The following is a 26,402-nucleotide window of genomic DNA, read 5'->3' on the forward strand; positions in this document are numbered from 1 at the left end:
GAAACAAGAATGAAAATAGCACCATCCATTTTGAGTGCAGATTTTGCCAATTTACAAAGAGACATTGAGTTAGTGGAAAAAGGAGGCGCAGATTACATCCACGTAGATGTAATGGATGGCCAATTTGTCCCAAATATCACATTAGGGCCAAATATTGTTCAGGCAATCCGTCCTGTTACTAAATTACCGTTAGACGTCCATCTGATGATCGTTGATCCAGAAAACTACATTCCAGCATTTGCAAAAGCTGGAGCAGATATCATTACTGTCCACGTCGAAGCAACTCCTCATATTCATCGGGCACTTCAAATGACAAAAAGCTTAGGAGTTAAAGCTGGAGTAGTTATCAATCCAGGAACACCAGTCTCCATGATCAAACATGTTTTGCCTTTGGCTGATCAAGTACTAGTCATGACTGTCAATCCTGGGTTCGGCGGACAAAGCTTTATTGAAGAAACAGTAGAAAAAATTACGGAACTCGCTGATCTACGTAGAGAGAACAATTGGACTTATGCAATCGAAGTAGATGGCGGAATCGTTCCAGACACAGCAAAAATCTGTAAAGATGCAGGGGCGGATGTCTTCGTTGCAGGATCATATATCTATGGAGCCGAAAATCCAGTCGGACAAATCGAACGATTAAAAGAGGCATTAGACTAAATGAAAATTTTATTAGCTGCTGGAGGTAATCCGCAAAACTGGCCGCAGTCTCTGCTGTCCAAATACGATGCCTATGTCGGGATAGACCGTGGTGCGCTGTACCTGCTTCAAGCAGGCTACCCAGTAGATCTGGCAGTGGGTGATTTTGATTCATTGTCGAACGAAGAGCAGAAGGAAGTATTTGCAAAAGCCAAAGAGTATACCCGTTCCCCTGCAGAAAAAGACGATACAGATACACAGTTAGGTATCTTAAAAACATTTGAACGTTACCCGCAAGCGGAAGTCACTTTGATTGGAGCTACGGGCGGAAGATTGGATCATCTTTTAGCCAATCTCTGGTTAGGTATGGAACCTCGCTTCAAACCCTTTGCCCATCAGCTTATTATCAGAGATTGTCAAAATTATTTGTCTTATTATTTGCCTGGAGAGCATATAGTAAGACAGATACCAGATATGAAGTATTTAGCTTATTGCTGCTTGACTCCCGTCTCGAATCTTACATTAAAAGGCAGCAAGTATGTATTGGAAAATAAAGAAGTAGAATATCCGACATCTTATGCAAGTAACGAATTTCTTTCAGATACCGCAGAATTTTCTTTTTCAGATGGTATGATTGCAGTTATTCAAAGCAAAGATTGATCCATAAACAAATAAAAAAATTTGTCTTTCAGGCTAAAAATGACAGAATCTATTATTTGCTAAAAAAAAGCTTAAGAGGAGCAACTTACCTTTTGTTTCACGGCATTTAGTGATAAAATTGAACACAAGAGTCTAATTAATTCGAGGTGTCTTTGTGAAGAAGTTCAATCCTAATAAAAATATTATTATTACCTTGGTTATTGTTATCATCGTGGTGACGATACTAAGTGTGACCGCTGCGCAGCGAGCGAATGAAGGAAAGCCCAATTTCTTCCAATCCATCGTTAATGACAGTGTTGCAATGGTTGATAAAACAATCTCTGCCCCAGTACGGTGGGTACGAAATGGAGTAGATTCTGTCCATAATCTTTTTTCAACTTATGCCGAAAATGAGCGGCTAAAAGAAAAAATCGATAGCTATGATGACGTTTCACAGCAAAACAAGAATTACGAGAGAGAAATCGAATCGTTGAAAAAAGAACTTGAGTTGAATCAGACGCTGACTAGTTACGAAAAAGTAACGGCAAATGTCATTACTCGTTCGCCTGACAGTTGGCAGGACATGCTGATCGTAGACAAGGGTTCTAAAGACGGTATCGAAGCAAATATGGCAGTCATGTCGCAAAAAGGATTGATTGGCCGAGTGATCGAGGTCAATACGGCTTCGTCTAAAATCGAATTACTGTCATCCTCTAATGAAAGCTCCAATCATTTTCCAGTACGGGTATCTTCGGCTAATGGCGAAGCGTTTGGTTTGCTTAAAAACTATGATGAAAAGCTCCATGCCTTAGTGGTGACCCAATTAACTGGTGATACGGATATCAAAGAAGGGGATGTTGTCCAGACATCCGGTCTTGGAGGGAATTCTCCAGCTAACTTGCCGATCGGTACGGTTATTAAAACGAAACCAGATAGTTATGGGCTGGATCGGGAAGTTTATGTGAAACCATATGCAGAAATGTATGACGTGTCAGTTGTGACGATTGTCCAACGGCTAGCGGAGGATTAGTCCATGTTGAAGAAAGAAACAATGAAGTACTATCTGCCAATCGTTTTGTTCTTTTTGATGTTGATAGATGGTCATTTAACAAGAATGCTAGGGGAGTGGTCGAAAGGCACCTATATGTCAAATGCCCACTTTCTGATATTGGCATTATTATGTTGCAGTATGGCGTTTGAAAAACGTTATTTACTGATTACCACGATTGTTCTCGGGGCTATCTATGACGCTTACTATATTGGCGTTATCGGTATCTATGCAGTAGCTCTCCCTTTAATTGTATGGTTGATGTATGTAATGAAAGACGTTATCCATGTCAACATCTTTACTGAATTTTTCAGTATGATCATCTTTGTCACGGGTTATGAATTGTTTACGATGGTGGTCCAGTTGATTTTTAAATTAGCAGTAGTAAATAACACGTATTTTATTACAAGGTTTTTAGGACCTACACTGCTGTTGAACATGATTATATTTGTATTATTCATTTTTCCATTTAAGAAATTATTCAGTGATGAATAATTTCTTTTTTTATTTTTAGGTCGAAAGCGAAAAAGAATCGTTGTTATCTTAAGAAATGCTAGACTTAACGCGGCTTTTTCATGATCATTTTCTGAAACGAACAGTTTTGTCATTTTAAAAAGTTGTTTTGAAACATTTTTGTAACATAACTATTATATCGTTGACATACTGCTATGGTACAATTTTTATATCGTTAAGAAAGACTTAAATATATTTAGATATTTATTAAATTAAGCCAGTCGGAGGAATGAAGAGTGAAAAAGAGTTTAATATCAGCAGTAATGGTATGTTCAATGACCTTAACTGCCGTAGCATCACCGATCGCTGCCGCGGCGGACGATTTTGATTCTCAGATACAACAGCAAGATCAAAAGATTGCAGACTTGAAAAATCAACAAGCAGATGCACAATCACAAATCGATGCCTTAGAAAGCCAAGTTTCTGAAATCAACACACAAGCACAAGACCTATTAGCAAAACAAGATACATTGCGTCAAGAATCTGCACAATTAGTAAAAGACATTGCAGATTTACAAGAACGTATTGAAAAACGTGAAGATACAATCCAAAAACAAGCACGCGAAGCACAAGTAAGCAACACAAGCTCAAACTACATCGATGCTGTATTGAATGCTGAATCATTAGCAGATGCTATTGGACGCGTTCAAGCAATGACAACGATGGTAAAAGCAAACAACGACTTGATGGAACAACAAAAACAAGATAAAAAAGCTGTAGAAGACAAAAAAGCTGAAAACGATGCTAAACTAAAAGAATTAGCTGAAAACCAAGCTGCTTTGGAATCTCAAAAAGGCGATCTTTTATCTAAACAAGCTGATTTGAACGTACTGAAAACTTCATTAGCTGCTGAACAAGCAACTGCTGAAGACAAGAAAGCTGACTTGAACCGTCAAAAAGCAGAAGCTGAAGCAGAGCAAGCTCGTATTCGTGAACAACAACGTCTAGCAGAACAAGCTCGTCAACAAGCTGCACAAGAAAAAGCTGAAAAAGAAGCACGCGAACAAGCAGAGGCTGAAGCACAAGCTACTCAAGCTTCATCTACTGCACAAAGCTCAGCAACAGAAGAATCATCAGCTACACAATCTTCAATGACTGAAGAATCATCATCAGCTACACAATCTTCAGCAACAGAAGAATCAACAACACCTGAATCTTCAACAGAAGAATCAACAGCGCCTGAATCTTCAGCAACAGAAGAATCAACAACAGCGCCTGAATCTTCAGCAACAGAAGAATCAACAACAGTGCCTGAATCTTCAACAACAGAAGAATCAACAACTGTACCTGAATCTTCAACAGAAGAATCAACAACACCTGCGCCTACAACACCATCAACAGATCAAAGTGTTGATACAGGAAACGGCACAGGAAGTAGTACTCCGGCTCCAACGCCAACACCAACACCTGAACAACCAAAACCTGTAACACCTGCTCCAGCTCCTTCTGGAAGTGTGAATGGTGCAGCAATCGTAGCAGAAGCTTACAAATATATTGGTACTCCATATGTTTGGGGCGGTAAAGATCCAAGTGGCTTTGACTGCTCAGGGTTCACACGCTATGTTTACATGCAAGTAACTGGTCGTGACATCGGTGGTTGGACAGTTCCTCAAGAATCAGCTGGAACAAAAATTTCAGTTTCTCAAGCAAAAGCTGGAGACTTGTTATTCTGGGGGTCACAAGGCGGAACTTACCACGTAGCGATTGCTTTAGGCGGAGGACAATATATCCATGCTCCTCAACCAGGCGAAAGCGTAAAAGTTGGTTCAGTTCAATGGTTTGCCCCTGACTTTGCTGTCAGCATGTAAGAATGATTAATCAAAAAGAGTTAGCCCATTCTGGACTAACTCTTTTTTTATTGTGATAAAATAGAAATCAGATAAATTCTTCTGTCAATTCCATGAACGTTTGGATATCTTCAGTCACCATGTCGATACCTGCTTGCCAAAAATCTGGTTGGGTAAGATCGACATTCAAATGTTTCTTCGCAAGATCTTCCGTCGTCATTGAGGCAGTATCGCGTAGTAAATGGATATATTCTTCTTCAAAATTTGCTCCCTTTTGGTTGGCGTAAGCATAGATGCCCAAACTAAAGAGGTAGCCAAATGTGTATGGGAAGTTATAAAACGGTACGTCATCAATAAAGAAATGCAATTTTGCAGCCCAGAAATATGGATGGTAAGTAGCTAAAGCTCCTTGATAGCCTTCTTTTTGCGCCTCAACCATCATCTCTGTGATCTTATCTTCTGAGACTAATCCTTCTTGCCGTGCTTCATAGAATCGATTTTCAAAAATGAATCGGGAATGGATATTCATGAACATAGCTAAAGCATTTTGCAGTTTTGTATCTAGCAAATTGATTTTTTCTTCTTTTGTTTTTGCGACTTTTAATGTAGCATCGGCTACGATCAGTTCTGCGAATGTACTTGCTGTTTCTGCGACATTCATGGCATATTCGCGATTTAAAGAAGGTAAATCCCACATCGTGCTGCTATGGAAAGCATGTCCTAGTTCATGAGCAAGTGTCGCAACCTCATTAACAGAATTACTGTAGGTCATAAAGATCCTTGATTCTTTTGTTTCTGGTAACTCAGTACAATAACCACCAGGACGTTTCCCAGGACGATCTTCTGCTTCGATCCAGCTCTTTTCAAAAGCAGATTGGGCAAATTTAGCCATTTTTGGACTGAATTTGTTAAAGTTTTCGATAATAAATGCTGCTGCTTCGTCAAAACTAAAGGTTTTTTCTTTCAAATCGCCTAAAATAATAGGTGCATCTTGATCTTGCCATTCCATTTTTTCTTTACCGAAAAGATTAGCTTTTCTAGTCAAGTAATCAACAAGGGGTTGTTTGTTTTTCTGGATTGTATCCCACATGACAGACAATGTTTCTTTCTTCAACCGATTGTACTCTAATGGTTTTTGTAGAAAATCTGTGACACCATGAAGTTCATAGTCAGAAAGTCTAAAACCATCTAAATGATTCAAAGTATCCGTGAAGAGGGGTGCCTTTTCTTTCCAGGCTTCTTCCCATGCTGCGAAAAGTGTTTCTCTGACTTTTGGATCTGGATCGCCCATCATCTTATTGAAGGCTTGTCCAGCAGATAATTCGACTACTTGTCCATCTTGTTCGAAGGGAATCGAAATGCTGGCTACAATCGTATCATAATGACTGCTCCAAGCATTTAGACCATCTAAAGAAAGCGTATTTATAATGTTTTCTTCAGCTTCTGATAATAATTGTGAGCCATCACGACGAATCTCGTTTAAACGAAAAGCAATTGTTTCAAACGAAGATTGAGAAAGCATCTGATTCCAATCATTGTCAGATATTTCTGCAAATTTCTTTGACAATACAGTTTCGGCTGATTGCAGACGAGGCAGCATTGCGTAAAGCTTGCCCGATAAGACCTTTGCATCTGAATCATTGACATTGGCAGAAAGCAATGCAGTAATATAGCTGCTGCATTGGGTAAAGCCATTCGTAATCGTTTCTTGCAATTGAAGAATAGCGTTTAACTGCTCTGCATTGTCAGAACTAGGTGACCATTTTGTTACGCGGTGATAATACTCGTTCATTTGGTCTTCCAATTGCTTCATCCGTTGGTTCAAAGCATCAGAATGACTGCCTCCGGAAAAAATAGAATCTAGATTCCAATTTAATGAATAACTCATGAAAAAACTCCCTTCATATTGTAATACAAAATTAAGTATAGCACTTTTTTGTGGAAGAAGTCTCTATGAAAATGATTGTTGTTTCTTCAAAAAAAGTCTAAGATAAAATACAGAGGTGACTTATGAATTCTTCAAAAAAACAAATGAAAAACGGAAATATTTATTTAGTAATCGCACTGATAGTCGTTATAATCTTATTTTACAGTTCTTCTCAAACTTACGGACAGCAATCACAAGTTTCGCGATTAGAAAGCTGGCTGCCTAATCAGCCATTTAAAGACACATTAGCGGGTATACGTTTTAATTATGGTGGAAGTATGGTGAGTATCGACCATCTGGGCTACGCCAAATTTTTAGAGTTCTTTTTAAGGAAGGGCGCACATTTCGGTACCTATTTTATTTTGGGAAGCAGCTTGTTTTTAGGTGTTTTCCCCAAGCTAAAAATTTGGTGGCTGACAGCGATCCTTGCTTGGCTTTCAGCAACAGGGTACGCAGGTTTGGACGAATTCCATCAGATGATGACCGGTGGACGAACACCTATGTTCCAAGATGTCATGTTGGATTCGATCGGTGCTCTGACTGCTGTGATATTATGTGTGCTTTTTGCGGCATTCAAGAAGCGTTTATAGATTGGCTGTGGCTTTGTTTTTTTGTGAAATAGTACTAGAATAGAAGTGTATTCTCAAAAGAACAAGGGAGGAAAAATCATGTCAGGACATAGTAAATGGCATAATATCCAAGGAAGAAAAAATGCCCAAGATGCAAAACGAGGGAAAGTCTTTCAGAAACTTTCTCGTGAAATTTATATGGCAGCTAAAGCAGGCGGTCCTGATCCATCTATGAATCCAGCTTTGCGGCTTGTTGTGGACAAAGCAAAAGCTGCAAATATGCCTAACGACAATGTGGAACGGGCGATTAAAAAGGCTACGAGTGCCGTAGATGAAACGAATTACGATGAAATCACGTATGAAGGATATGGTCCGGGTGGAGTAGGAATCTTAGTCCATGCATTGACAGATAACCGTAATCGGACAGCGACAAATGTCCGAGTAGCTTTTACTCGAAACGGTGGATCACTGGGAGAAACGGGTTCAGTCAGTTACTTGTTTGACCGCAAAGGATATATCGCTATTGAACGCGATGGGTTGACTGTTGATGAAGAGACGATGTTTGAGGATGTATTAGAGGCGGGGGCAGAAGATCTGCAAACTTCTCCTGAAGTATTCGAGATTTATACTGCACCAGAAGATTTTGCTGCTGTACGAGATGAGTTGGAAAAAGAGTTCACTTTGGCACAAGCAGAATTGACGATGATTCCACAAACGACGATTGATTTAAATGAGGAACAAAAAGAGCAATTGGAACGTCTAGTAGATAAGCTAGAAGACGATGATGATGTTTCAGAAGTCTTTACTGCTGCTGAAATGTAAGTAGCACATGGTTAGATAATAAAAAGAAAGCACCTGTACCAATCGTACGGGTGCTTTCTTTTTATATATTATTTTTGTTAGAAGACCAATACAGGCGTTCCTTTTTCGACCATCCCGAATAATTCCTTCATTACACTTGGTGGGGTGTTGATGCAGCCGTGTGAACCGCGGGTTTTCCATAAGTCTCCACCGTATTCAGGTTGCCAGTCTGAATCGTGGATACCAACACCTGTCCAGTCAATCGGCATCCAGTAGTTTACCGGACTCTCGTAAGGTGTTCCATCGTCATTTGTTCCTTTTAAAGTTGCATCTTCTTCTTTATTCCAAACATAGAAGACTCCAGCAGGTGTAGGTGTAGTTGGCTTTCCGGAAACGATATCTGTTTCAAGGGCCACTTTTCCGTCTTTGTAATACCACATATGCTGGTTCTCCAGATCAACTTCGATATACGTATCTTCGATCAATGGATGATCAGCGGTTGTGCCACCTTGCACAATGGGTGAACGAGTAAAATCTTGGCCTGCCAGAATCGCTTTTTTCAATGCTTCTGTCTCGCTGTCTGTTTGGATCGTCCAACTGTAAGTGCCAACTGGGACCGTAACTTCTCCTCTTTTTGTACTTTTAAATTTTGTGTCATTCGTACTTGTGTTATACTTTGTGCCTAAATCTGTTACATATTGACGTACTTGTTCTGTATCTAAATCGACTTTTCCATCATTGTAGGTCAGCCAACTCATAATATCACTTGATGGGATCTGGAAAGTCTCACCGTTTATACTGTAAGTAGCTTTTACATTTGCGATAGCATTCATGGATGCGAGTTGTTCTTTCAGTGAGCTGTCTTCAGATGTTACTTTTGGTTTTTCTTTGAATTCAGTCAATTCAATTGTATCTTTACCAGAGTTTACCGCACTTTTTAATTGTTTGACCGCAGCATCGACGTCGATCGTATTTCCATTGACTTCAGGCTTGATAACGAAAGAGTCACCTGCTTTTTCGATCGTTGCATCAGTAGTAGGTGTCCGGTCTTTGTTCAAATCAGTCAGCTTAGTTGTCAATGTCTGAACGGTAGTGTCTAGTTTTTGGTGGTTTTGACTGACAGGATCTATTTCTTGTTTTTCTGCCGCTGAGACATAAGTCATTCCCCAAGTCCATCCGTTTTGTTCATTTAGGATCGGAGAAAGCTCCGAAGTGAAATCATCTTTGTAGCCGAGCTCGGATTTTGGTACTTCCTGCCAGACTTTTCCATCTTCTTTAATAGCCAGTTTTTTATCAGAATAAGCTTCTTTTAATTTTTCATTTGCTTTTTCGACTGTTAGATTGCTGACATTTATTCCATTTATTTCTGTATTCGGCAAAAAATGCTTTGTGTAGTATGTACTGCGATAGGTATAAAAGCTGATCAGCACTAAGAGAACACCAAGAGCTGAAAGCAAAGCAACATGTTTCGATTTTTTTCGATGCGAAGATCTTGTCATATCGACAACTCCTTAAGTAAAAGTTTAGGGTGGAACGGTCTCATGATAGCATAATTTAGAGGAAAAGACGAAGGTTATCTCTACTTTATGAAAAAATTTAGAAACCATAAGGGTGATAAAATAAAAAAACGGAAAACACCGAATAGATGTTTTCCGTCATGTTCAAAGATTATTCAGCGTCTAGTTTAGCAAAAGCTTCATCTAGAATTTCTTTTAATTGCTTAGCAGAAGCAGCCATACGGTCTTGCTCGCTGTCACTTAAAGGAATTTCGATTACTTTTTGGATACCTTGACGGTTGATAACAGCAGGTGCACCAATGTAGATGTCGTTCAATCCATATTCGCCATTCATGAATACTGATAAAGGAAGAACAGCATTTTCATCATCTAAGATGGCACGAGTGATACGTGCTAATGCTACTGCGATACCATAGAAAGTAGCGCCTTTTTTCTCGATAATTGTGTAAGCAGCGTCACGTACGCCAAAGAATAGGTTAACCATAGCTTCTTCATCGATTTCTGGGTTGTTTTTTACCCATTCATAGATTTGCAAGCCGGCAACATTTGCATGTGACCAAACTGGGAATTCTGAATCTCCGTGTTCACCTAAGATGTAAGCATGGACGTTACGTGCATCAACGTCAACTAATTCCGCAAGTGCTTGACGGAAACGAGCTGAGTCAAGAGAGGTACCTGAACCGATTACGCGTTCTTTAGGGAAACCTGAGAATTTCCAAGTTGAGTAAGTCAAAATATCTACTGGGTTAGCGGCAACTAAAAAGATACCGTTAAATCCTGATTCAACGATTTGTGTGACAACATCGCGGTTGATTTTTAGGTTTTTGTTTACTAAGTCTAAACGAGTTTCACCTGGTTTTTGTGGTGCACCAGCTGTAATAACAACTAAGTCAGCATCATGTGCGTCTGCGTAAGTAGCAGAATAGATTTTTTTAGGTGAAGTAAATGCCAAAGCGTGAGACAAGTCAATTGCGTCTCCTTCAGTTTTAGCAGTATTGATATCCACGATACCTACTTCTTGAGCGATATTTTGAGTAACTAGAGCAAAGGCATAGCTAGAACCTACGGCGCCGTCTCCAACAAGAATAACTTTTTGATGATCTTTTTTTCTGCAGCTGCAGTCATTTAGTATCAATCCTTCCATTGATTTGTTTTTTCCCATGCTTATGCTAACATTTCTCAAGCCCCATGTCACGCTATTTGGCTATAAAATATAACAGATAACAAGGTTGTATTATATGTAAAAGCTTACATGTGCGTTATTTCACTATTTTTATATATCAATTATTTCATTAAACTTTGAAGAAATTTTTAATTTCTTTATCATTTATTAACGATTCTCTTTTAGCCGAAACGCCTTGTTTTGTGTTATACTATGCATTGGCAAGTATAAAAAAGAAAAAAGCTCGATGGACTGGACCGCTAATTAGCAGTCCAGCCTTTTGTGCTGCTTTTTAGAATTAGGTGGAAAACAAAAATGAAAATGATCGTCGGGTTAGGAAACCCAGGTACCAAATACCAATATACAAAACACAATATCGGCTTTATGGTCGTGGATAAAATTGCACGCGAGCATCAAGCTACTTTCAAAAAAAATCCGTTCGAAGCAGAAGTTGCCGAATTTTTTCATAATGGAGAAAAGATCCTTTTAGTCAAACCACAAACATTCATGAATGAATCTGGTCGTGCAGTCGGCCCACTAATGACTTATTTTGGGATTTATCCAGAGGAATTAGTCGTAATCTACGATGATTTGGATCTGGCAGTGGGAAAAATCCGGCTCCGTCAAAAGGGAAGTGCCGGCGGGCATAACGGTATCAAAAGTATTATTTCCCATTTGAATACGAATGTCTTTGATCGAATCAAGGTGGGAATCGGCAGGCCAGAAGGGAAAAAAACAGTAGTCCAGCATGTGCTTAGTCCTTTCAGCAAAGAAAATCAGCCTTTGATAGAAGAAAGCATGTGTCAATCTGTTAAAGCAGTCGAATATCTCATAGAAGGGCATTCGTTCGTGGATGCGATGAATCGATTCAATTGAGGAAGGAGGAAAAGGAATGGATATTATTCAATTAGTCGGAAAAGATCCGCAAGTAAAAGAATGGGTCAGCAATTTAGAAGAAAAAATGCCTAGACAACTAATCACAGGATTAGCGGGCTCAGCGAAAACACTTCTATTTGCTCGAGCGTTTAAGAAAACAAATAAAAACATGATTATTCTGATGCCAAATTTGTATTATGCGAATCAGTTAGCAGAAGATCTGCAACATGTGATTCCGCAAGATCAGATCCATTTATTTCCAGTGGATGAAGTGCTTTCTGCTGAAATGGCCTTTTCTTCTCCAGAAGCGCGAGGCGAGAGAGTCGCAACGCTTAACGCACTTCAAGAAAAAAAAGCAGGTATCTATTTGTTGCCAGTCGCATCTTTGCACAAGCGACTGCCGAATAAGAAAACTTGGCTACAGGCGCAATTGAATTGGCATATTGGTGATGAGATAGACGTGGAAAATCTTCCTCGCCAATTGACTTTGATGGGCTATGTACGAGAAGAGATGGTCGCAAAACCGGGAGAATTCAGTATTCGAGGAAGCATTATCGATATTTACCCGTTAACGACAACCTATCCTGTTCGTGTAGAACTATTTGATGTAGAGATAGATTCTATGCGGTATTTTGAAGCAGAAACACAACGCTCAATCGAAAAAACGGAAGAAATCTGGGTTTCCCCAACGAGTGAACAAGTCTACGGACCAGAGGATCTAGAACATGGAATAGAGCAAATGCAAAAAATGCTAGAAAAACGGCTTGCTGCGACCACAGAAGAAGCAGACCGCGAGTTTTTGCAAGATTACTTCGGTCAGCTGACTTCAAGCTGGCAAGCAGGTGTCCCGACAGAAGAAGCAAAATTCTACTCAGATCTTCTTTACCAAGAATCTGTGACGATCTTGGATTATTTCCCTTCAAATAGTTTACTAGTCGTTGATGATTATCAGCGAATCATGGAAACAAATCGGGAAATCGAAAGGGAAGCGGCAGAATGGCAGACTCAAAAAATCAGCGAATTGCGGGTGTTTTCTGAGCAGACATTTTCAGCAGATATACAAAAAATCGTGCAGAAGGAAAAGTTCACCACAACCTTTTTCTCGCTCTTTCAAAAAGGAATGGGAAATCTTCGCTTCCAAGCAATCCATAATTTTCAATATCGGACGATGCAACAGTTCTTCGGACAAATGCCATTGCTGAAAACAGAAATGGACCGTTGGCGCAAGCAAAAGCAAACTGTTGTGATTTTTATTCCGACAAAGGACAGGATACGCAAAGCAGAACAAATGCTTCGAGATGAAGACATATTAGTAGTAGAAACAGAAAAAAATGCATTGATCAGAGGACAAGTGCAATTAGTTGAAGGAGCTTTGCAAGCTGGTTTTGAACTTCCTCAAGAAAAAATAGTAGCTATCACAGAAAAAGAAATTTTTCAAAAAACAACAAAAAAACAAACGAGACGTCAAACAGTAACAAACGCAGAGCGATTGAAAAGCTATAATGAATTAAAAGCAGGAGATTACGTTGTCCATGCCAATCATGGTATCGGGAAATACATCGGGATGGAAACGCTAGAAGTAGATGGCGTTCACCAAGACTATATGACTATTTTGTACCAAAACGACGATAAACTGTTTATTCCTGTTACTCAACTGAACCTGATCCAAAAATATGTCGCCTCTGAAGCCAAAGCGCCTCGCATCAATAAGCTAGGCGGAAGTGAATGGGCGAAAACCAAGCGAAAAGTCTCTTCAAAAATCGAGGATATCGCTGACGATCTAATCAAATTATATGCCGCAAGAGAGTCAGAAAAAGGATATGCTTTTGGACCTGATGACGCCTACCAAAAAGAATTCGAAAATGCCTTCCCCTACTCTGAAACTGATGACCAGTTGAGAAGTGCAGCGGAGATCAAACGGGATATGGAAAAAGAAAAACCAATGGATCGACTACTCGTAGGTGATGTTGGTTATGGGAAAACAGAAGTAGCGCTTCGAGCGGCCTTTAAAGCGATAAAGGAAAGCAAACAAGTAGCCTTTTTAGTTCCAACAACGATCTTGGCACAGCAGCACTATGAAACGATGCTGGAAAGATTTGAAGGCTTCCCCGTAAATATCGGGCTATTAAGTCGTTTCAGAACAAGAAAGCAACAAAAAGAAACCATCGAACAACTGCGTACAGGTCAAGTTGATATTGTTGTAGGGACCCACCGAATTTTGTCAAAAGATATTGAATTTAGCGATTTGGGTCTACTGATCATTGACGAAGAACAACGTTTTGGTGTAAAACATAAGGAACGATTGAAACAGTTACGTGCACAAGTGGATGTTTTGACTCTGACTGCAACACCGATTCCGAGAACTTTGCATATGTCGATGTTAGGCGTGCGGGATCTTTCAGTAATCGAAACACCGCCTGCGAATCGTTATCCGATCCAAACATATGTTATGGAAAAAAATCCTGGGGCTATTCGCGAAGCAATCCATCGAGAAATGGGACGAGGTGGACAAGTATTCTATTTATATAATCGGGTAGAAACGATCGAACAAAAAGTAGAAGAAATCCAAGAACTCGTTCCGGAAGCACGGATCGGTTATGCTCATGGGCAAATGACAGAGGCGCAATTAGAAAATACGCTTTTTGAATTTATTGAAGGTCAGTATGATGTTCTTGTCACTACAACCATCATTGAAACAGGAGTAGATATCCCGAACGCAAATACGTTGTTCGTTGAGAACGCTGATTATATGGGATTATCCACGTTATACCAATTGCGAGGGCGGGTAGGAAGAAGCAGCCGTGTCGCATATGCTTACTTTATGTATGAGCAGCAGAAGATCCTTAACGAAGTCAGTGAAAAACGTCTTCAGGCAATCAAAGATTTTACAGAACTGGGATCTGGATTCAAGATTGCGATGCGGGATCTTTCCATTCGCGGTGCAGGTAATCTCTTAGGTGCTCAGCAGCATGGATTTATTGATGCAGTCGGTTTCGATATGTATTCTCAAATGCTAAGCGAAGCTGTTTCTCGTAAACAAGGAAAGAATAGTCAAGTGGAGAAGACCACTGTTGAGATCGACCTCGGTGTCGATGCGTATCTACCTGAAACATACGTGGCAGATCAACGGCAGAAAATCGAGATCTATAAACGAATTCGTGAACTTGATTCGCAAGAAATGCTAGATGAACTAGAAGATGATCTGCTCGACCGTTTTGGAGAATATCCAGAAGAAGTAGCACATCTCTTGACAATTGGGCAGATCAAAATGGATGGCGATCGAGCGCTCCTAGAAACGATAAGGAAACAGGAGGCGCATATAGTCTTTACTCTAAGTAAAGTTGGAACAAAACGCTATAGTGTGGAACAGTTATTCGAAGCACTGACAGCGACAAAACTAAAAGCCAGTCTAGGCGTTGAAAAAGAACAGATGGTGATACGCTTGACGATCCCCAACCAAATGGAAGAAGCAGTATGGCTTCAGGAAATCCAAAAGTTTGTCAAAGCGTTGCGTGAGCAAAAATATCTGTCAGCGTAGGAAGGAGCAATGATTTGGATCATAAAGAAATGCGGCGCGTCATGCAAGGAGCATTTGTATTGACGATTGCTTCTTTCATAGCAAAAGTATTAAGTGCCCTTTACCGAATTCCCCTCCAAAACTTAGTCGGCGACGAAGGTTTTTATGTTTATCAGCAAGTTTATCCAATTTATGGGATAGCAATGACTTTAGCTTTATCCGGTCTTCCGCAGTTCATATCAAAGTACGTTGCAGAAAGAAAGAATCCTTTCGAGCGAAAGCAAGCTTTGCAAAATCTTTATCCCTTAGTATTTTGGACAGGTGTCTTTTTGTGGTTGTTTGTCTTTGCATTTAGCAGCTGGATTGCTTGGATGATGGGAGACATACAATTGAAACCGCTGATCCAAGTAGTTTCCTTTACCTTTTTGCTGATGCCTGGTCTATCTTTTTATCGAGGGAATTTCCAAGGAAGATTCTTGATGGAACCAACTGCTGTTTCTCAAGTAGTTGAGCAGTTCGTTCGTGTTTTTGTGATTGTCTGTAGTGCGTTTGCTTTTAGAAAGCTTGGATGGACGGTGTACCAAACAGGGACGGCAGCAATGAGTGGAGCTGTTTTTGGCGGTTTATGCGCATATGGGATCCTTCACTACTATGAACAAAAGATTCATGGAGGAGCGTTAAGCTTCCGACGGTTTCCATTGTTCAAACAGCCGTCAATGCCCTTGATCCGGCGTTTTCTGGTAGAAGGCGGACTGGTTTCGATTTATAGTGGATTGCTTATCTTTTTCCAGCTGATCGACTCTTTCTTTGTAAAAAATGCTTTGGAAGTTTACGGACTGTCAGAATACGGTGCGAAGATAGCAAAAGGGGTCTATGATCGAGGTCAGCCTTTAGTACAATTAGGTTTAGTGATTGCCACTGCATTAAGTGCGACATTCCTGCCTGCGTTGACTCGTCATTTGACCAACCGGATCTATCGTCAGTTTTTACAGACAGCCAAAATCTATCTTAGATTGACGACCGCTTTAGCATTAGCTGCGTCTTTGGGATTAGCCTTGCTGCTCCCTTATATCAATTATGCGTTGTTTAAAGATTATGCGGGAAATGCAGCGCTTGTATTGTTTGTTTTTTCCATTGCTTTCACTGCAGTCATCCAAGCTTATCAAAGTATTGCTCAAAGCAAGAACTCGTTTCGCCCTTCTTTAAAAGGCGCAGGATGGGGACTATTGGTAAAAGGATTGACTACTTCTTTTCTGACCGGTTTATTAGGAACAGCAGGTGCAAGCCTGTCTACCCTTTTAGGATTAGGTGTGACGCTTTGGTATTTTGTTCGAATTGAAACAAAAGAGCTAAATGCTTTTTGGAAAGAACGGCATTTTGGACGGAAGTTGATGATCAGCCTTCTTTGTATGGCAGTAGTACTGCTGCTGTATTATGGTGTATTGAATATAGTGTTTGGTCCTGTAACTCATCGTTCCACTGCTTTTTTTGTCAGCGTGATAGGAGTTGGGATCGGGGCTTCTGTGTTCATTTATACAGTGATCCGTCTTCGTCTGTTTACAGTACGAGAATGGCTAATGTTGCCTTTTGGTAAGAAAATCCTGCGATTAAATAAAAAAATTAAAAAGTGAGGAATAAGATATGCGATTAGATAAATTTTTAAAAATTTCCCGAATCATCAAAAGACGATCAGTAGCAAAAGAAGTAGCTGATAAAGGAAGAATTCAAATCAACGGTAAATTGGCGAAATCTTCCAGTGATGTCAAAGTAGGCGATATTTTGAAAGTCCAGTTCGGCAACAAAACGTTGGAAGTGAAAATCACGGAATTACATGAATCAACCAAAAAAGAAGATGCACAAAAAATGTACGAAATTATTTCTGAAAATCGCACAGAAACACTAAAGAAATAGATTAGACAAGCTTTCACGATATTGGTATAATGAAAAAGACAATCAAAAAGATTGGAGCGAATCCAAGTGACGAAAAAAAGCAATAAAATCGCTGCGCTAGATACGGAATATGCAAAGAAAAAGTATGCTGAATTTCAGCAACAACAACGTCAACTGATTTTTCGAAGACGCAGACTGGCTGCAATTTTTGTTGGTGCTTTGGTCATTTTCGCGATAATAGGTGTGCAGATTTTCCATGACATGCAAAGGATGCATCAATTGAACGAATTGAGAGTCGAAGCAAATACTGAAATGAAAGAAGTCAACGCAGACGTTGATCAGCTGCACCAAGATGTTTCATTGCTGAAAGATGATGAGTATGTAGCTAAACTTGCCAGAAGCAAATTCTTTTACTCAAAAGACGGTGAAAAAGTTTATCCTATATTAGAATCAAATACAGACAGCTCGACAAATGAAACAGATCAATCAACTAGTTCTACAACTGCAAAATAAGCAGGAATATAAAAAAGGGAAATAATTAGGAGGAACATTTTTTTTATGTCAATCGAGGTAGGAGCAAAACTGCAAGGAAAAGTATCAGGAATCACAAATTTTGGTGCGTTTATTGATCTAGGTGCTGGAAAAACGGGTCTAGTTCATATTAGCGAAGTGTCAAATGGCTATGTAAAAGACATCCATGATGTTTTAAGTGTAGGAGATGAAGTAACAGTCAAAGTTATTTCAGTAAATGATGATGGAAAAATCGGACTATCTATCCGGAAAGCGCAGGAACAACCTGCTGAATCTGGAGAAGAAAGCCGTCCTAAAAAATATCAACAAAAAGATCCCCGTGACAACAGAAATCGTCCAGCACAGAAAAAATCTTTTTCTCGCAGTCAACCTTCAGCTCAAAAAGAAGACTTCGATTCATTGATGAGTTCATTTTTGAAAGATAGCGATGACCGCTTATCTTCATTGAAGCGAAACACAGAAGGAAAGCGCGGTGGCCGTGGCGGACGCCGCAGCTAAAAAGCCGCAAATAAGGATAGTGCGACTATTTGGGTCATAGTATCAACAGAGGGCAGGTTAATTGTCGTTTTAGACGTTTTCCCGCTCTCTTTTTTTTAGGAAGAAAGGGTGTGGAAAGGATGAACGTTGAAAAAGGCGGGAAAAAAGCACCGCTATTACAGCAGTCATTTATTCGGCACGGGAATGAACAAGGATTCTGGCAACAAGGATCGAGAATTTTAGCAGCGGTATCAGGTGGTGTTGATTCGATGGTTTTGCTCCATTTACTTTTACAAGTGCAACGCCAAATCGGTTTTTCTTTAGGTATCGTCCACATCAATCACCAATTAAGAGAAGAATCAGCAGAAGAAGCTGCCTATCTTCGCTCATATTGTGAAGAGAAGAATCTCCCTTTATATGTAAGTATTTGGGAAGATCCAGCCAAATCCGCCATAGAAACAGAAGCTCGTAACTTTCGTTATCAAGAATTCACTCGCGTGATGGAAGAAGGACAATATGACACATTGATGACTGCTCATCACGGAGATGATCAAATCGAGACGGTGTTAATGAAAATCGTTCGTGGGGGACAGTTAAATACTTTTTCTGGAATCAAAGAAGTACAACCATTTGCTGCTGGCAGACTGGTTCGTCCGTTGCTGAGTTTTAGCAAAGAAGACCTATATACTTATGCAGCGGAATCGCAGCTTGTTTACTTTGAGGATCAGACAAACCAATTGTTAGATGTCCAGAGAAATCGGCTTCGTCATTTGGTAGTTCCTCAATTGAAACAAGAAAATACACAGGCGTTGAGACATTTCCAGCAATTTTCGCAACAGATCCAATGGGCAGACCAAGTCATTCAAAAATATATGGGACAGTTGATCGAAAAGGAAGTCGAACAGTGGGAGGAACAATTTCGATTTTCTGCAGAAATGATTGAAGAAATGACAGATGCTGAACGATACTATTTTTTTTACTCCTTTTTCGACAAAGCATTCTCAAAAACAGGGATTATTTTGAAAGAACAACAAATGGAGTCGATTTTAGACCAGTGGCAACAGAAAAAAAGCCAATGGCAACTCAGTATTGGCAATAATTGGATACTGAAAAGAGAGTATCATTTTGTTGTACTCGCTAAAAAAGAAAAACAAGCAACTAGCCAGACAGAAGACCAGCGCTTGTTGCTGATTCCAGAACAAGGAATATATTTGAATGAAACAGAATGGATTGGTCTGGTCAAACCTGAAAATGCAGGGGACATCAAAGCAACAGATTCATGGTCTCTATTTTCTCATGACATTTGGATTCCTGCTGATGTGCAACTGTATGTCGAAAAAAGAAAAGCAGGAGACCGCATTAAATTAACAGAGAATCTCACAAAAAAAGTATCTAGATATTTTATCGATCAGAAAGTACCTAATTCACAAAGGCAGCATGCTTGGATCATTACAGATGCCAAAAGAAATATATATAGCTTGATACCTTTTGCCTTTTCATATTTGAGTATTCGTGAAGAAACTGATAAAATACACTACATACTTCTTTACAAATATCAAAAAGAAGCAATTGGAAGGAGAACCTGATGTTGGAAAGGGATATTGAGAGAATTTTGATCTCACAAGAAGAGATACAAGTTCGTTGCAAAGAACTAGGCAAAGAGTTAACAGAAATTTACCAAAACACCAATCCCCTAGTAGTAGGTGTCTTAAAAGGAGCGGTACCATTCATGGCAGATATCGTTCGTTCTATCGATACGTATTTGGAATTGGATTTCATGGATGTTTCAAGCTACGGGAATGCAACAGTCTCGTCAGGGGAAGTAAAAATCGTCAAAGACTTAGATACGAATGTAGAAGGTCGCGATCTGTTGATCGTTGAAGATATCATTGACAGCGGAAGAACACTTGCTTATTTAGTGGATCTTTTCAAATACCGCAAAGCAAAATCAGTCAAAATTGTTACACTACTTGACAAACCTGAAGGAAGAGTAGTAAATATCGAAGCAGATTATGTTGGCTTCAACGTACCAAATGAATTTGTGGTCGGTTATGGCTTGGATTATGCAGAAGCATATCGTAACCTACCGTACATCGGTGTATTGAAACCTAGTGTTTATCAATCAAATTAATGCTGTATCTCAATTAAATTATGGTACAATAGAATGGTCAGGATTGATAAAAAACTGTTAAATTAAATTGACGCTTAGGGAGGGCAACTATGAACAAAAAGAACAACGGCATGATGAAAAATGCCTTGTATTATGTCCTCGTAATCTTAGCGATGGTAATGGTCGTTTATTTTATTTTTGGTAATAACGGCCAGCGATCGTCAGATATCGAGTACTCAAAATTCACAGAACAACTACAAGCAGGCAAGATCAAAGAATTTGAAGTGCAGCCTGCAAATGGTGTATATAAGATCACTGGTGAATACAAAGAACAGCAGACCGTCGCTAACAGCGGTGGGTTAGCTATCTTAGGTTCAACAGATACGACTACTACCCATTTCACAACAATCATTTTGCCAAATGATACAACATTGAGCCAAGTAACAGAACTGGCAAAAGAAAACAAAGTTGCTACAACAGTAAAAGAAGAATCAAGCAGCGGTATATGGGTTTCCCTATTGCTTAGCTTCTTGCCAATCGTAATCATCATCTTTTTCTTTTACATGATGATGGGACAACAAGGCGGCGGTGGCGGTGGCGGCCGTGTCATGAACTTTGGTAAATCAAAAGCCAAAGAAGCAGACAAAAAAGCTAATCGCGTACGTTTTTCTGATGTAGCGGGTGCGGAAGAAGAAAAACAAGAACTAGTTGAAGTTGTTGAATTTCTGAAAGATCCTCGCCGATTTGTTGAATTAGGTGCCCGTATCCCGGCAGGTGTACTTTTAGAAGGACCTCCAGGAACAGGTAAAACCTTATTAGCAAAAGCTGTTGCCGGAGAAGCTGGAGTACCGTTTTACTCGATTTCGGGTTCTGATTTCGTAGAAATGTTTGTCGGTGTTGGAGCAAGTCGTGTTCGTGATTTGTTTGAAACAGCGAAGAAAAACGCACCAGCTATCATTTTCATTGATGAAATTGATGCGGTAGGTCGTCAACGTGGTGCCGGTATGGGCGGCGGACATGATGAACGCGAACAAACATTGAACCAATTGCTTGTAGAAATGGATGGCTTCGACGGAAATGAAGGAGTAATCGTCATTGCTGCAACCAACCGTTCTGATGTACTAGACCCAGCGTTACTACGTCCAGGCCGTTTTGACCGCCAGATTTTAGTTGGACGTCCAGATGTAAAAGGTCGTGAAGCAATCTTGCGAGTCCATGCACGGAATAAACCGATGGCAGATGACGTTGACTTGAAAGTTGTGGCTCAACAGACACCAGGTTTTGCCGGAGCAGATTTAGAAAATGTCTTGAATGAAGCAGCGTTAGTAGCTGCTAGAAGAAATAAAAAGAAAATCGATGCTTCTGATATCGATGAAGCGGAAGATCGCGTGATTGCAGGTCCAGCTAAAAAAGATCGCGTAATCAGCAAAAAAGAACGCGAAATGGTTGCTTATCACGAAGCTGGTCATACGATTGTCGGATTAGTATTGAGTCGCGCTCGGGTCGTCCACAAAGTAACGATCATCCCTCGCGGACGCGCCGGCGGATATATGATCGCTTTACCAAAAGAAGATCAGTTCTTGATGACGAAAGAAGATATGTTTGAACAAATCGTAGGCTTACTTGGTGGACGTACAGCTGAAGAAATCATCTTCAATGTCCAATCAACTGGTGCTTCCAATGACTTTGAGCAAGCGACAGCTCTAGCACGAAGCATGGTAACAGAATATGGAATGAGTGATCGTTTAGGTCCTGTTCAATATGAAGGAAACCATCAAGTGTTTGTTGGCCGCGACTATGGTCAAACAAAAGCTTACTCTGAACAAGTCGCTTTCGAGATTGATCAAGAAGTACGAAAAATCTTGATGGAAGCTCATGATAAAGCTCGAGAAATCATCGAAGCTCATCGTGCACAGCATAAACTGATTGCTGAAAAACTTTTGGAATTCGAAACGTTGGATGCCAAAGCAATCAAGTCATTGTTTGAACACGGTGTGATGCCTGAAGGTACTGAGTCAAATGATTATCCAAGCGAAAAAGAAGCGAAAACTTTTGAAGAAGCAAAACGTGCTTTGGAAGAAAAAGACGCTGAAAAACAAGCGGAAGAAAAACGTGATTTTGAAGAAGCAAAACATGAACTGAATGAGGAAAATAAAGCAGAACATGATTCAGATTCTCAACAATCAGAAGATAATCATTCAGACGATCAATACAAATAAAAAAATATAGGTCAATTGATCTGATATGACTCCCGAAAACCGGAACAAAAACCGGTTTTCGGGAGATTTCTTTATTTAAGTTGTAAATAGGGTGATGTCCTGTTTTCTAGATGATTCTGAATTATTTTTAAAAGAAGCATTCCAAAGTTGAAAAAAGCAGTAGTTGCTAGTATGATTCACTATGAGTTTAAAAACGGAAAAAGGAGTACATAACAAATGAAAGATTATTTGGTTAAGGCACTTGCTCACGACGGATTCGTCCGAGCATACGCCGTTCAAGCAACAAATACCGTAGCGGAGGCACAAAGACGTCATGATACTTGGCACACCTCCTCAGCTGCTTTGGGACGGACATTGGTCGGTAGTCTGCTACTTGGTGCGACGCTCAAAGGAGAAGACAAACTAACTGTTCGAATCCAAGGCGATGGTCCAGCAACAGGAATTGTAGTAGATGCAAATGGAAAGGGAGATGTGAAAGGTTACATCAAAAATCCGCATCTCAGTCTTCCTCTAAATAGTGAAGGTAAAATCGATGTGCGGGGAGCAGTTGGAACACAAGGAATGTTTACTGTCACAAAAGACTTAGGATTAAAAGAACCTTTTTCTGGGCAAACGCCGATTGTTTCTGGAGAAATCGCTGAAGATTTTACTTACTATCTTGCTATCTCAGAACAAATCCCTTCAGCTGTTGGACTGAGTGTATTGGTCAATACTGACGACAGCATCAAGACGGCGGGAGGATTCATGATCCAAATCATGCCAGGTGCCGATGAAGAAACAATCAGCAAGATCGAAGAACAATTAAAAACGACACCAAGAATCTCTACCCTCTTAGATGAAGGACAGACACCAGAAGAAATATTGAAAGGATTGCTTGGTACAGAAGAATTGAACATTTTGGAAAAAATGCCTGTTCAATTCAAATGTGACTGTTCAAAAGAAAAATTTGCAGAAGCAATTATCGCGTTAGGTGCAGAAGAAATCCAAGCAATGATAGACGAAGATCACGGTGCAGAAGCGGTTTGTTCTTTCTGTAATAACAAATACAAGTATAGTGAAGAAGAATTAGCTGGATTGAAGAAAGAAGCCTTAGGAGGGATTTAAGTGGAACACACATGGAAAATCGGCAATGTGGAAATCCCTAATCGTGTCGTTGTTGCACCGATGGCTGGAATAACAAATTCAGCATTTCGAGTCACTGTCAAAGAATTTGGTGCAGGCTTAGTCGTATGTGAAATGATCAGTGACCAAGGTATTCATTTCAGAAACAAAAAAACTTTAGAGATGCTCCACATTGAAGAAACAGAACATCCATTAAGTTTACAGATATTTGGCGGAAATAAAGATAGTCTAGTTGAAGCTGCTCAATTTGTCGAAGAAAACACAGCTGCCGATATAATAGATATCAATATGGGCTGTCCAGTAAATAAAGTGATCAAAGCAGAAGCAGGAGCAAAATGGCTTTTAGATCCTGAGAAAGTATACGAAATGGTCCAAGCTGTTTCTTCAGCAGTAGATATCCCAGTAACAGTCAAGATGCGTATTGGTTGGGATGAAGAGCACGTCTTTGCTGTAGAAAATGCATTAGCAGCACAATCAGCTGGAGCAAGTGCCATCGCTATGCATGGACGTACACGGGTTCAGATGTATGAAGGAAAAGCGGACTGGGAAGTATTGAAAGAAGTGAAAAAACATTTGACGATCCCATTTATGGGGAACGGGGATGTCAAAACGCCAGAAGATGCAAAACGGATGCTTGACTATGTCGGTGCAGACGGTGTGATGATTGGTCGTGCAGCGCTGGGCAATCCATGGATGATTCACCGCACACAGCATTATCTCGAAACAGGAGAACTGATTCCTGAACCAACACCAGCCGAAAAAATTGCTACAGCTAAACTTCATTTACAACGCTTAGCAGATCTCAAAGGAGAAAAAGTAGCTTGTAGAGAATTCAGAACACATGCGGCTTATTATTTAAAAGGGATTCCTCGAGCAGCGAAAGTGAAAGTAGCAATCAATCAGACAGAAAAACAGCAAGAAATCAATGACCTGCTGGATCAATTTGTAGAAAAAGCGGAAAAAGTACTATTGAAACAAACGTTGTGATTTCTAAGTTTTTCGTGAATTTTCAAGCCGAAATTCCAAGTTCGGCTTGCTTTTTTTGTGTTTCATTGGCATTATAGGAAAGAGATTAACATGAGAATGGAGGAACTTTTGTGACACAGGAACAACAACATCAAGTAGAAGATTTAAATGATCAAATGCTTGTACGTCGTCAAAAAATGGAACAATTGCGTGAAGATGGAATCGATCCATTTGGAAAACGATTTGAACGCACGCACAACTCAGAAGAATTGCATGAACTATTTGATCCAAGAACAAAAGAAGAACTAGCAGAAATGGGATTGACCGCTAGTGTAGCTGGTCGTATGATGACTCGCCGAGGAAAAGGGAAAGCTGGATTTGCGCATCTACAAGATCGTGAAGGCCAAATTCAAATTTATGTAAGAAAAGACCAAGTAGGTGATGAGGCCTATGAAGTATTCAAACATGCAGACCTTGGAGATTTCTTTGGTGTAACTGGACAAATCATGAAAACAGACACAGGCGAAGTTTCTATCAAAGCTTCAGAAATCACGATTTTGTCAAAAGCACTTCGTCCACTGCCAGATAAATACCATGGCTTAACGAATATTGAACAACGCTACAGACAACGCTACTTGGATTTAATCAGTAATCGCGAAAGCTTTGACCGATTTATGAAACGAAGCCAAATTATCAGCGAAATCCGTCGCTATTTAGATGGCAATGGCTATATTGAAGTAGAAACACCAGTATTGCACAATGAGGCAGGTGGAGCTGCCGCACGCCCATTTATCACGCATCATAATGCACTGGACATTGATTTATATTTGCGTATTGCGCTAGAACTTCATTTAAAACGACTAATTGTTGGCGGAATGGAAAAAGTTTATGAAATCGGCCGCGTTTTCCGTAATGAAGGAATTGATACTACACATAATCCAGAATTTACGATGTTAGAAGCATACACAGCATATACTGATTTCAATGATGTAATGAATCTGACAGAAGGTATTATCCGTAACGCAGCTGAAAAAGTACTAGGAACAGCAAAAATCACATATGATGGACAAGCTGTCGACTTAGAAAGTGACTTTAAACGCATCCATATGGTAGATGCAATCAAAGAACAAACTGGTGTAGACTTCTGGCAAGAAATGACATTGGAAGAAGCATTAGCTTTAGCCGAAAAACACAATGTAGAAGTAACCGAAGCTATGGGTGTCGGACATGTTATCAATGAATTCTTTGAAACATTTGTTGAAGAAACATTGACACAACCGACGTTTGTATACGGACATCCAGTCGAAGTTTCGCCTTTAGCGAAGAAAAATCCAGAAGATCCTCGATTCACAGATCGATTCGAACTATTCATCGTGGGGCGCGAATTTGCTAATGCCTTTACAGAACTGAACGATCCAATTGATCAAAGAGAAAGATTCGAAGCGCAAGAAAAAGAACGTGAACTAGGAAATGACGAAGCTCACGGTGTAGACGAAGACTTCTTGGAAGCCTTAGAATACGGTATGCCGCCAACTGGTGGTCTAGGTATCGGGATCGACAGATTAGTAATGTTGCTAACTGATGCACAATCAATTCGGGATGTTTTGCTATTCCCAACAATGAGATAATCGAATAAAAGCTGTCTAAGGAATTCCTTAGGCAGCTTTTGCTGTGTAGAAAGGAATAAATAATAACGAAAGTTCAAAAGCTAATGCCGACTATTCTAGACATTAAAGAAGACGAGAACGAACGATAAAGAAAAGTTATGAATAATCGTTTATTGAAAAAAACTTGAAAAAATACAAAAAATTCGTTGACCAAGCTAAATTTAGTTGGTATATTATTACTTGTCCAAAAGACAGAAGAAAATATTTATTCAAAAACATAACAAAAAAGTTATTGACATGTTACTAACGACATGATAAGATAACTGAGTCGTTAAAAAAGAACCACTTGCGAAGCTTGATTCTATCGAAAAAAACTTCAAAAAAGTTCTTGACAAATAACAAACGATAAGTTATGATAAATGAGTTGCTGAAAGATTTCGAAAAACGAAATCGAAAAAAACTTTTAAAAAAGAGTTGACAATCGT

Annotated in this window: 22 protein-coding genes; 19 read left to right on the plus strand and 3 right to left on the minus strand. The window is 39.8% G+C overall.

From position 1 onward, the window contains the following. Positions 1–9 precede the first annotated feature (9 nt). The 5 genes from rpe (at position 10) to RG571_RS02175 (ending at position 4,647) form a co-directional block, all read left to right on the plus strand. Complete coding sequence (rpe, locus tag RG571_RS02155) at positions 10–660, plus strand: ribulose-phosphate 3-epimerase (RefSeq protein WP_002318857.1); 651 nt, start codon at positions 10–12, stop codon at positions 658–660. Beyond that, positions 661–1,299, plus strand: a complete 639-nt coding sequence (locus tag RG571_RS02160) for a thiamine diphosphokinase (protein ID WP_002287382.1) — start codon at positions 661–663, stop codon at positions 1,297–1,299. Between the two features lie 154 nt (positions 1,300–1,453). After that, a complete protein-coding gene (gene mreC / locus RG571_RS02165) occupies positions 1,454–2,308 on the plus strand; it encodes a rod shape-determining protein MreC (protein WP_002298185.1) in 855 nt (284 codons plus the stop codon). A gap of 3 nt (positions 2,309–2,311) precedes the next feature. Then, a complete protein-coding gene (gene mreD / locus RG571_RS02170; protein WP_002287385.1) occupies positions 2,312–2,821 on the plus strand; it encodes a rod shape-determining protein MreD in 510 nt (169 codons plus the stop codon). A gap of 254 nt (positions 2,822–3,075) precedes the next feature. Then, positions 3,076–4,647, plus strand: a complete 1,572-nt coding sequence (locus RG571_RS02175) for an NlpC/P60 family protein (RefSeq protein ID WP_080489864.1) — start codon at positions 3,076–3,078, stop codon at positions 4,645–4,647. A gap of 67 nt (positions 4,648–4,714) precedes the next feature. Here RG571_RS02175 and RG571_RS02180 read toward each other — a convergent pair whose 3' ends face one another. Beyond that, positions 4,715–6,514: a M3 family oligoendopeptidase gene (locus tag RG571_RS02180; RefSeq protein WP_002328221.1), complete on the minus strand. Its 1,800-nt coding sequence runs from the start codon at positions 6,512–6,514 to the stop codon at positions 4,715–4,717. Positions 6,515–6,636: 122 nt separating this feature from the next. Here RG571_RS02180 and RG571_RS02185 point away from each other — a divergent pair, with 122 nt between their 5' ends. Continuing rightward, a complete protein-coding gene (locus RG571_RS02185) occupies positions 6,637–7,143 on the plus strand; it encodes a VanZ family protein (protein ID WP_002318860.1) in 507 nt (168 codons plus the stop codon). A gap of 78 nt (positions 7,144–7,221) precedes the next feature. Then, positions 7,222–7,944: a YebC/PmpR family DNA-binding transcriptional regulator gene (locus RG571_RS02190; RefSeq protein WP_002287391.1), complete on the plus strand. Its 723-nt coding sequence runs from the start codon at positions 7,222–7,224 to the stop codon at positions 7,942–7,944. A 77-nt stretch (positions 7,945–8,021) separates the two neighbouring features. Here RG571_RS02190 and RG571_RS02195 read toward each other — a convergent pair whose 3' ends face one another. Both RG571_RS02195 and RG571_RS02200 read right to left on the minus strand, forming a co-directional pair. Beyond that, complete coding sequence (locus RG571_RS02195; RefSeq protein WP_002298179.1) at positions 8,022–9,422, minus strand: L,D-transpeptidase family protein; 1,401 nt, start codon at positions 9,420–9,422, stop codon at positions 8,022–8,024. 169 nt (positions 9,423–9,591) lie between these two features. Continuing rightward, entirely contained in the window at positions 9,592–10,584 is a 993-nt protein-coding gene (locus RG571_RS02200) for an L-lactate dehydrogenase (protein WP_060775991.1), read from the minus strand. Between the two features lie 333 nt (positions 10,585–10,917). Here RG571_RS02200 and pth point away from each other — a divergent pair, with 333 nt between their 5' ends. The 12 genes from pth (at position 10,918) to lysS (ending at position 25,938) form a co-directional block, all read left to right on the plus strand. Continuing rightward, positions 10,918–11,478 (plus strand): aminoacyl-tRNA hydrolase, encoded by a 561-nt coding sequence (gene pth / locus RG571_RS02205; RefSeq protein WP_002287401.1) that lies wholly within the window; start codon positions 10,918–10,920, stop codon positions 11,476–11,478. Between the two features lie 16 nt (positions 11,479–11,494). After that, positions 11,495–15,016, plus strand: coding sequence for a transcription-repair coupling factor (mfd, locus tag RG571_RS02210; protein WP_002318862.1), 3,522 nt, complete (start codon positions 11,495–11,497; stop codon positions 15,014–15,016). A 14-nt stretch (positions 15,017–15,030) separates the two neighbouring features. Next, positions 15,031–16,626, plus strand: coding sequence for a polysaccharide biosynthesis protein (locus RG571_RS02215; protein WP_114634914.1), 1,596 nt, complete (start codon positions 15,031–15,033; stop codon positions 16,624–16,626). Positions 16,627–16,636: 10 nt separating this feature from the next. Next, positions 16,637–16,906, plus strand: a complete 270-nt coding sequence (locus RG571_RS02220) for an RNA-binding S4 domain-containing protein (RefSeq protein WP_002318863.1) — start codon at positions 16,637–16,639, stop codon at positions 16,904–16,906. A 66-nt stretch (positions 16,907–16,972) separates the two neighbouring features. Continuing rightward, positions 16,973–17,398, plus strand: coding sequence for a septum formation initiator family protein (locus tag RG571_RS02225; protein WP_002287409.1), 426 nt, complete (start codon positions 16,973–16,975; stop codon positions 17,396–17,398). Between the two features lie 45 nt (positions 17,399–17,443). After that, complete coding sequence (locus RG571_RS02230; protein ID WP_002287412.1) at positions 17,444–17,914, plus strand: S1 domain-containing RNA-binding protein; 471 nt, start codon at positions 17,444–17,446, stop codon at positions 17,912–17,914. A 119-nt stretch (positions 17,915–18,033) separates the two neighbouring features. After that, positions 18,034–19,479 carry a tRNA lysidine(34) synthetase TilS gene (gene tilS, locus RG571_RS02235; RefSeq protein ID WP_002377521.1) on the plus strand — a complete coding sequence of 482 codons (1,446 nt, stop codon included), beginning with the start codon at positions 18,034–18,036 and terminating at the stop codon, positions 19,477–19,479. After that, positions 19,479–20,024 (plus strand): hypoxanthine phosphoribosyltransferase, encoded by a 546-nt coding sequence (gene hpt, locus RG571_RS02240; protein WP_002339718.1) that lies wholly within the window; start codon positions 19,479–19,481, stop codon positions 20,022–20,024. Before tilS ends, hpt begins: the two co-directional genes overlap by 1 nt. An 89-nt stretch (positions 20,025–20,113) precedes the next feature. After that, a complete protein-coding gene (gene ftsH, locus RG571_RS02245) occupies positions 20,114–22,222 on the plus strand; it encodes an ATP-dependent zinc metalloprotease FtsH (protein ID WP_104856508.1) in 2,109 nt (702 codons plus the stop codon). A gap of 216 nt (positions 22,223–22,438) precedes the next feature. Then, on the plus strand, positions 22,439–23,326 hold the full coding sequence (hslO, locus tag RG571_RS02250) for an Hsp33 family molecular chaperone HslO (RefSeq protein ID WP_002298174.1): 888 nt from the start codon (positions 22,439–22,441) through the stop codon (positions 23,324–23,326). Beyond that, entirely contained in the window at positions 23,327–24,331 is a 1,005-nt protein-coding gene (gene dusB, locus RG571_RS02255) for a tRNA dihydrouridine synthase DusB (protein ID WP_002307694.1), read from the plus strand. Positions 24,332–24,441: 110 nt separating this feature from the next. Continuing rightward, positions 24,442–25,938, plus strand: a complete 1,497-nt coding sequence (lysS, locus tag RG571_RS02260; RefSeq protein ID WP_002296055.1) for a lysine--tRNA ligase — start codon at positions 24,442–24,444, stop codon at positions 25,936–25,938. Positions 25,939–26,402 lie beyond the last annotated feature (464 nt).

Origin of the sequence: Enterococcus sp. FR204, assembly GCF_031143325.1 — a bacterium.
In the GTDB taxonomy this organism is placed as follows: Bacteria; Bacillota; Bacilli; order Lactobacillales; family Enterococcaceae; genus Enterococcus_B; species Enterococcus_B faecium.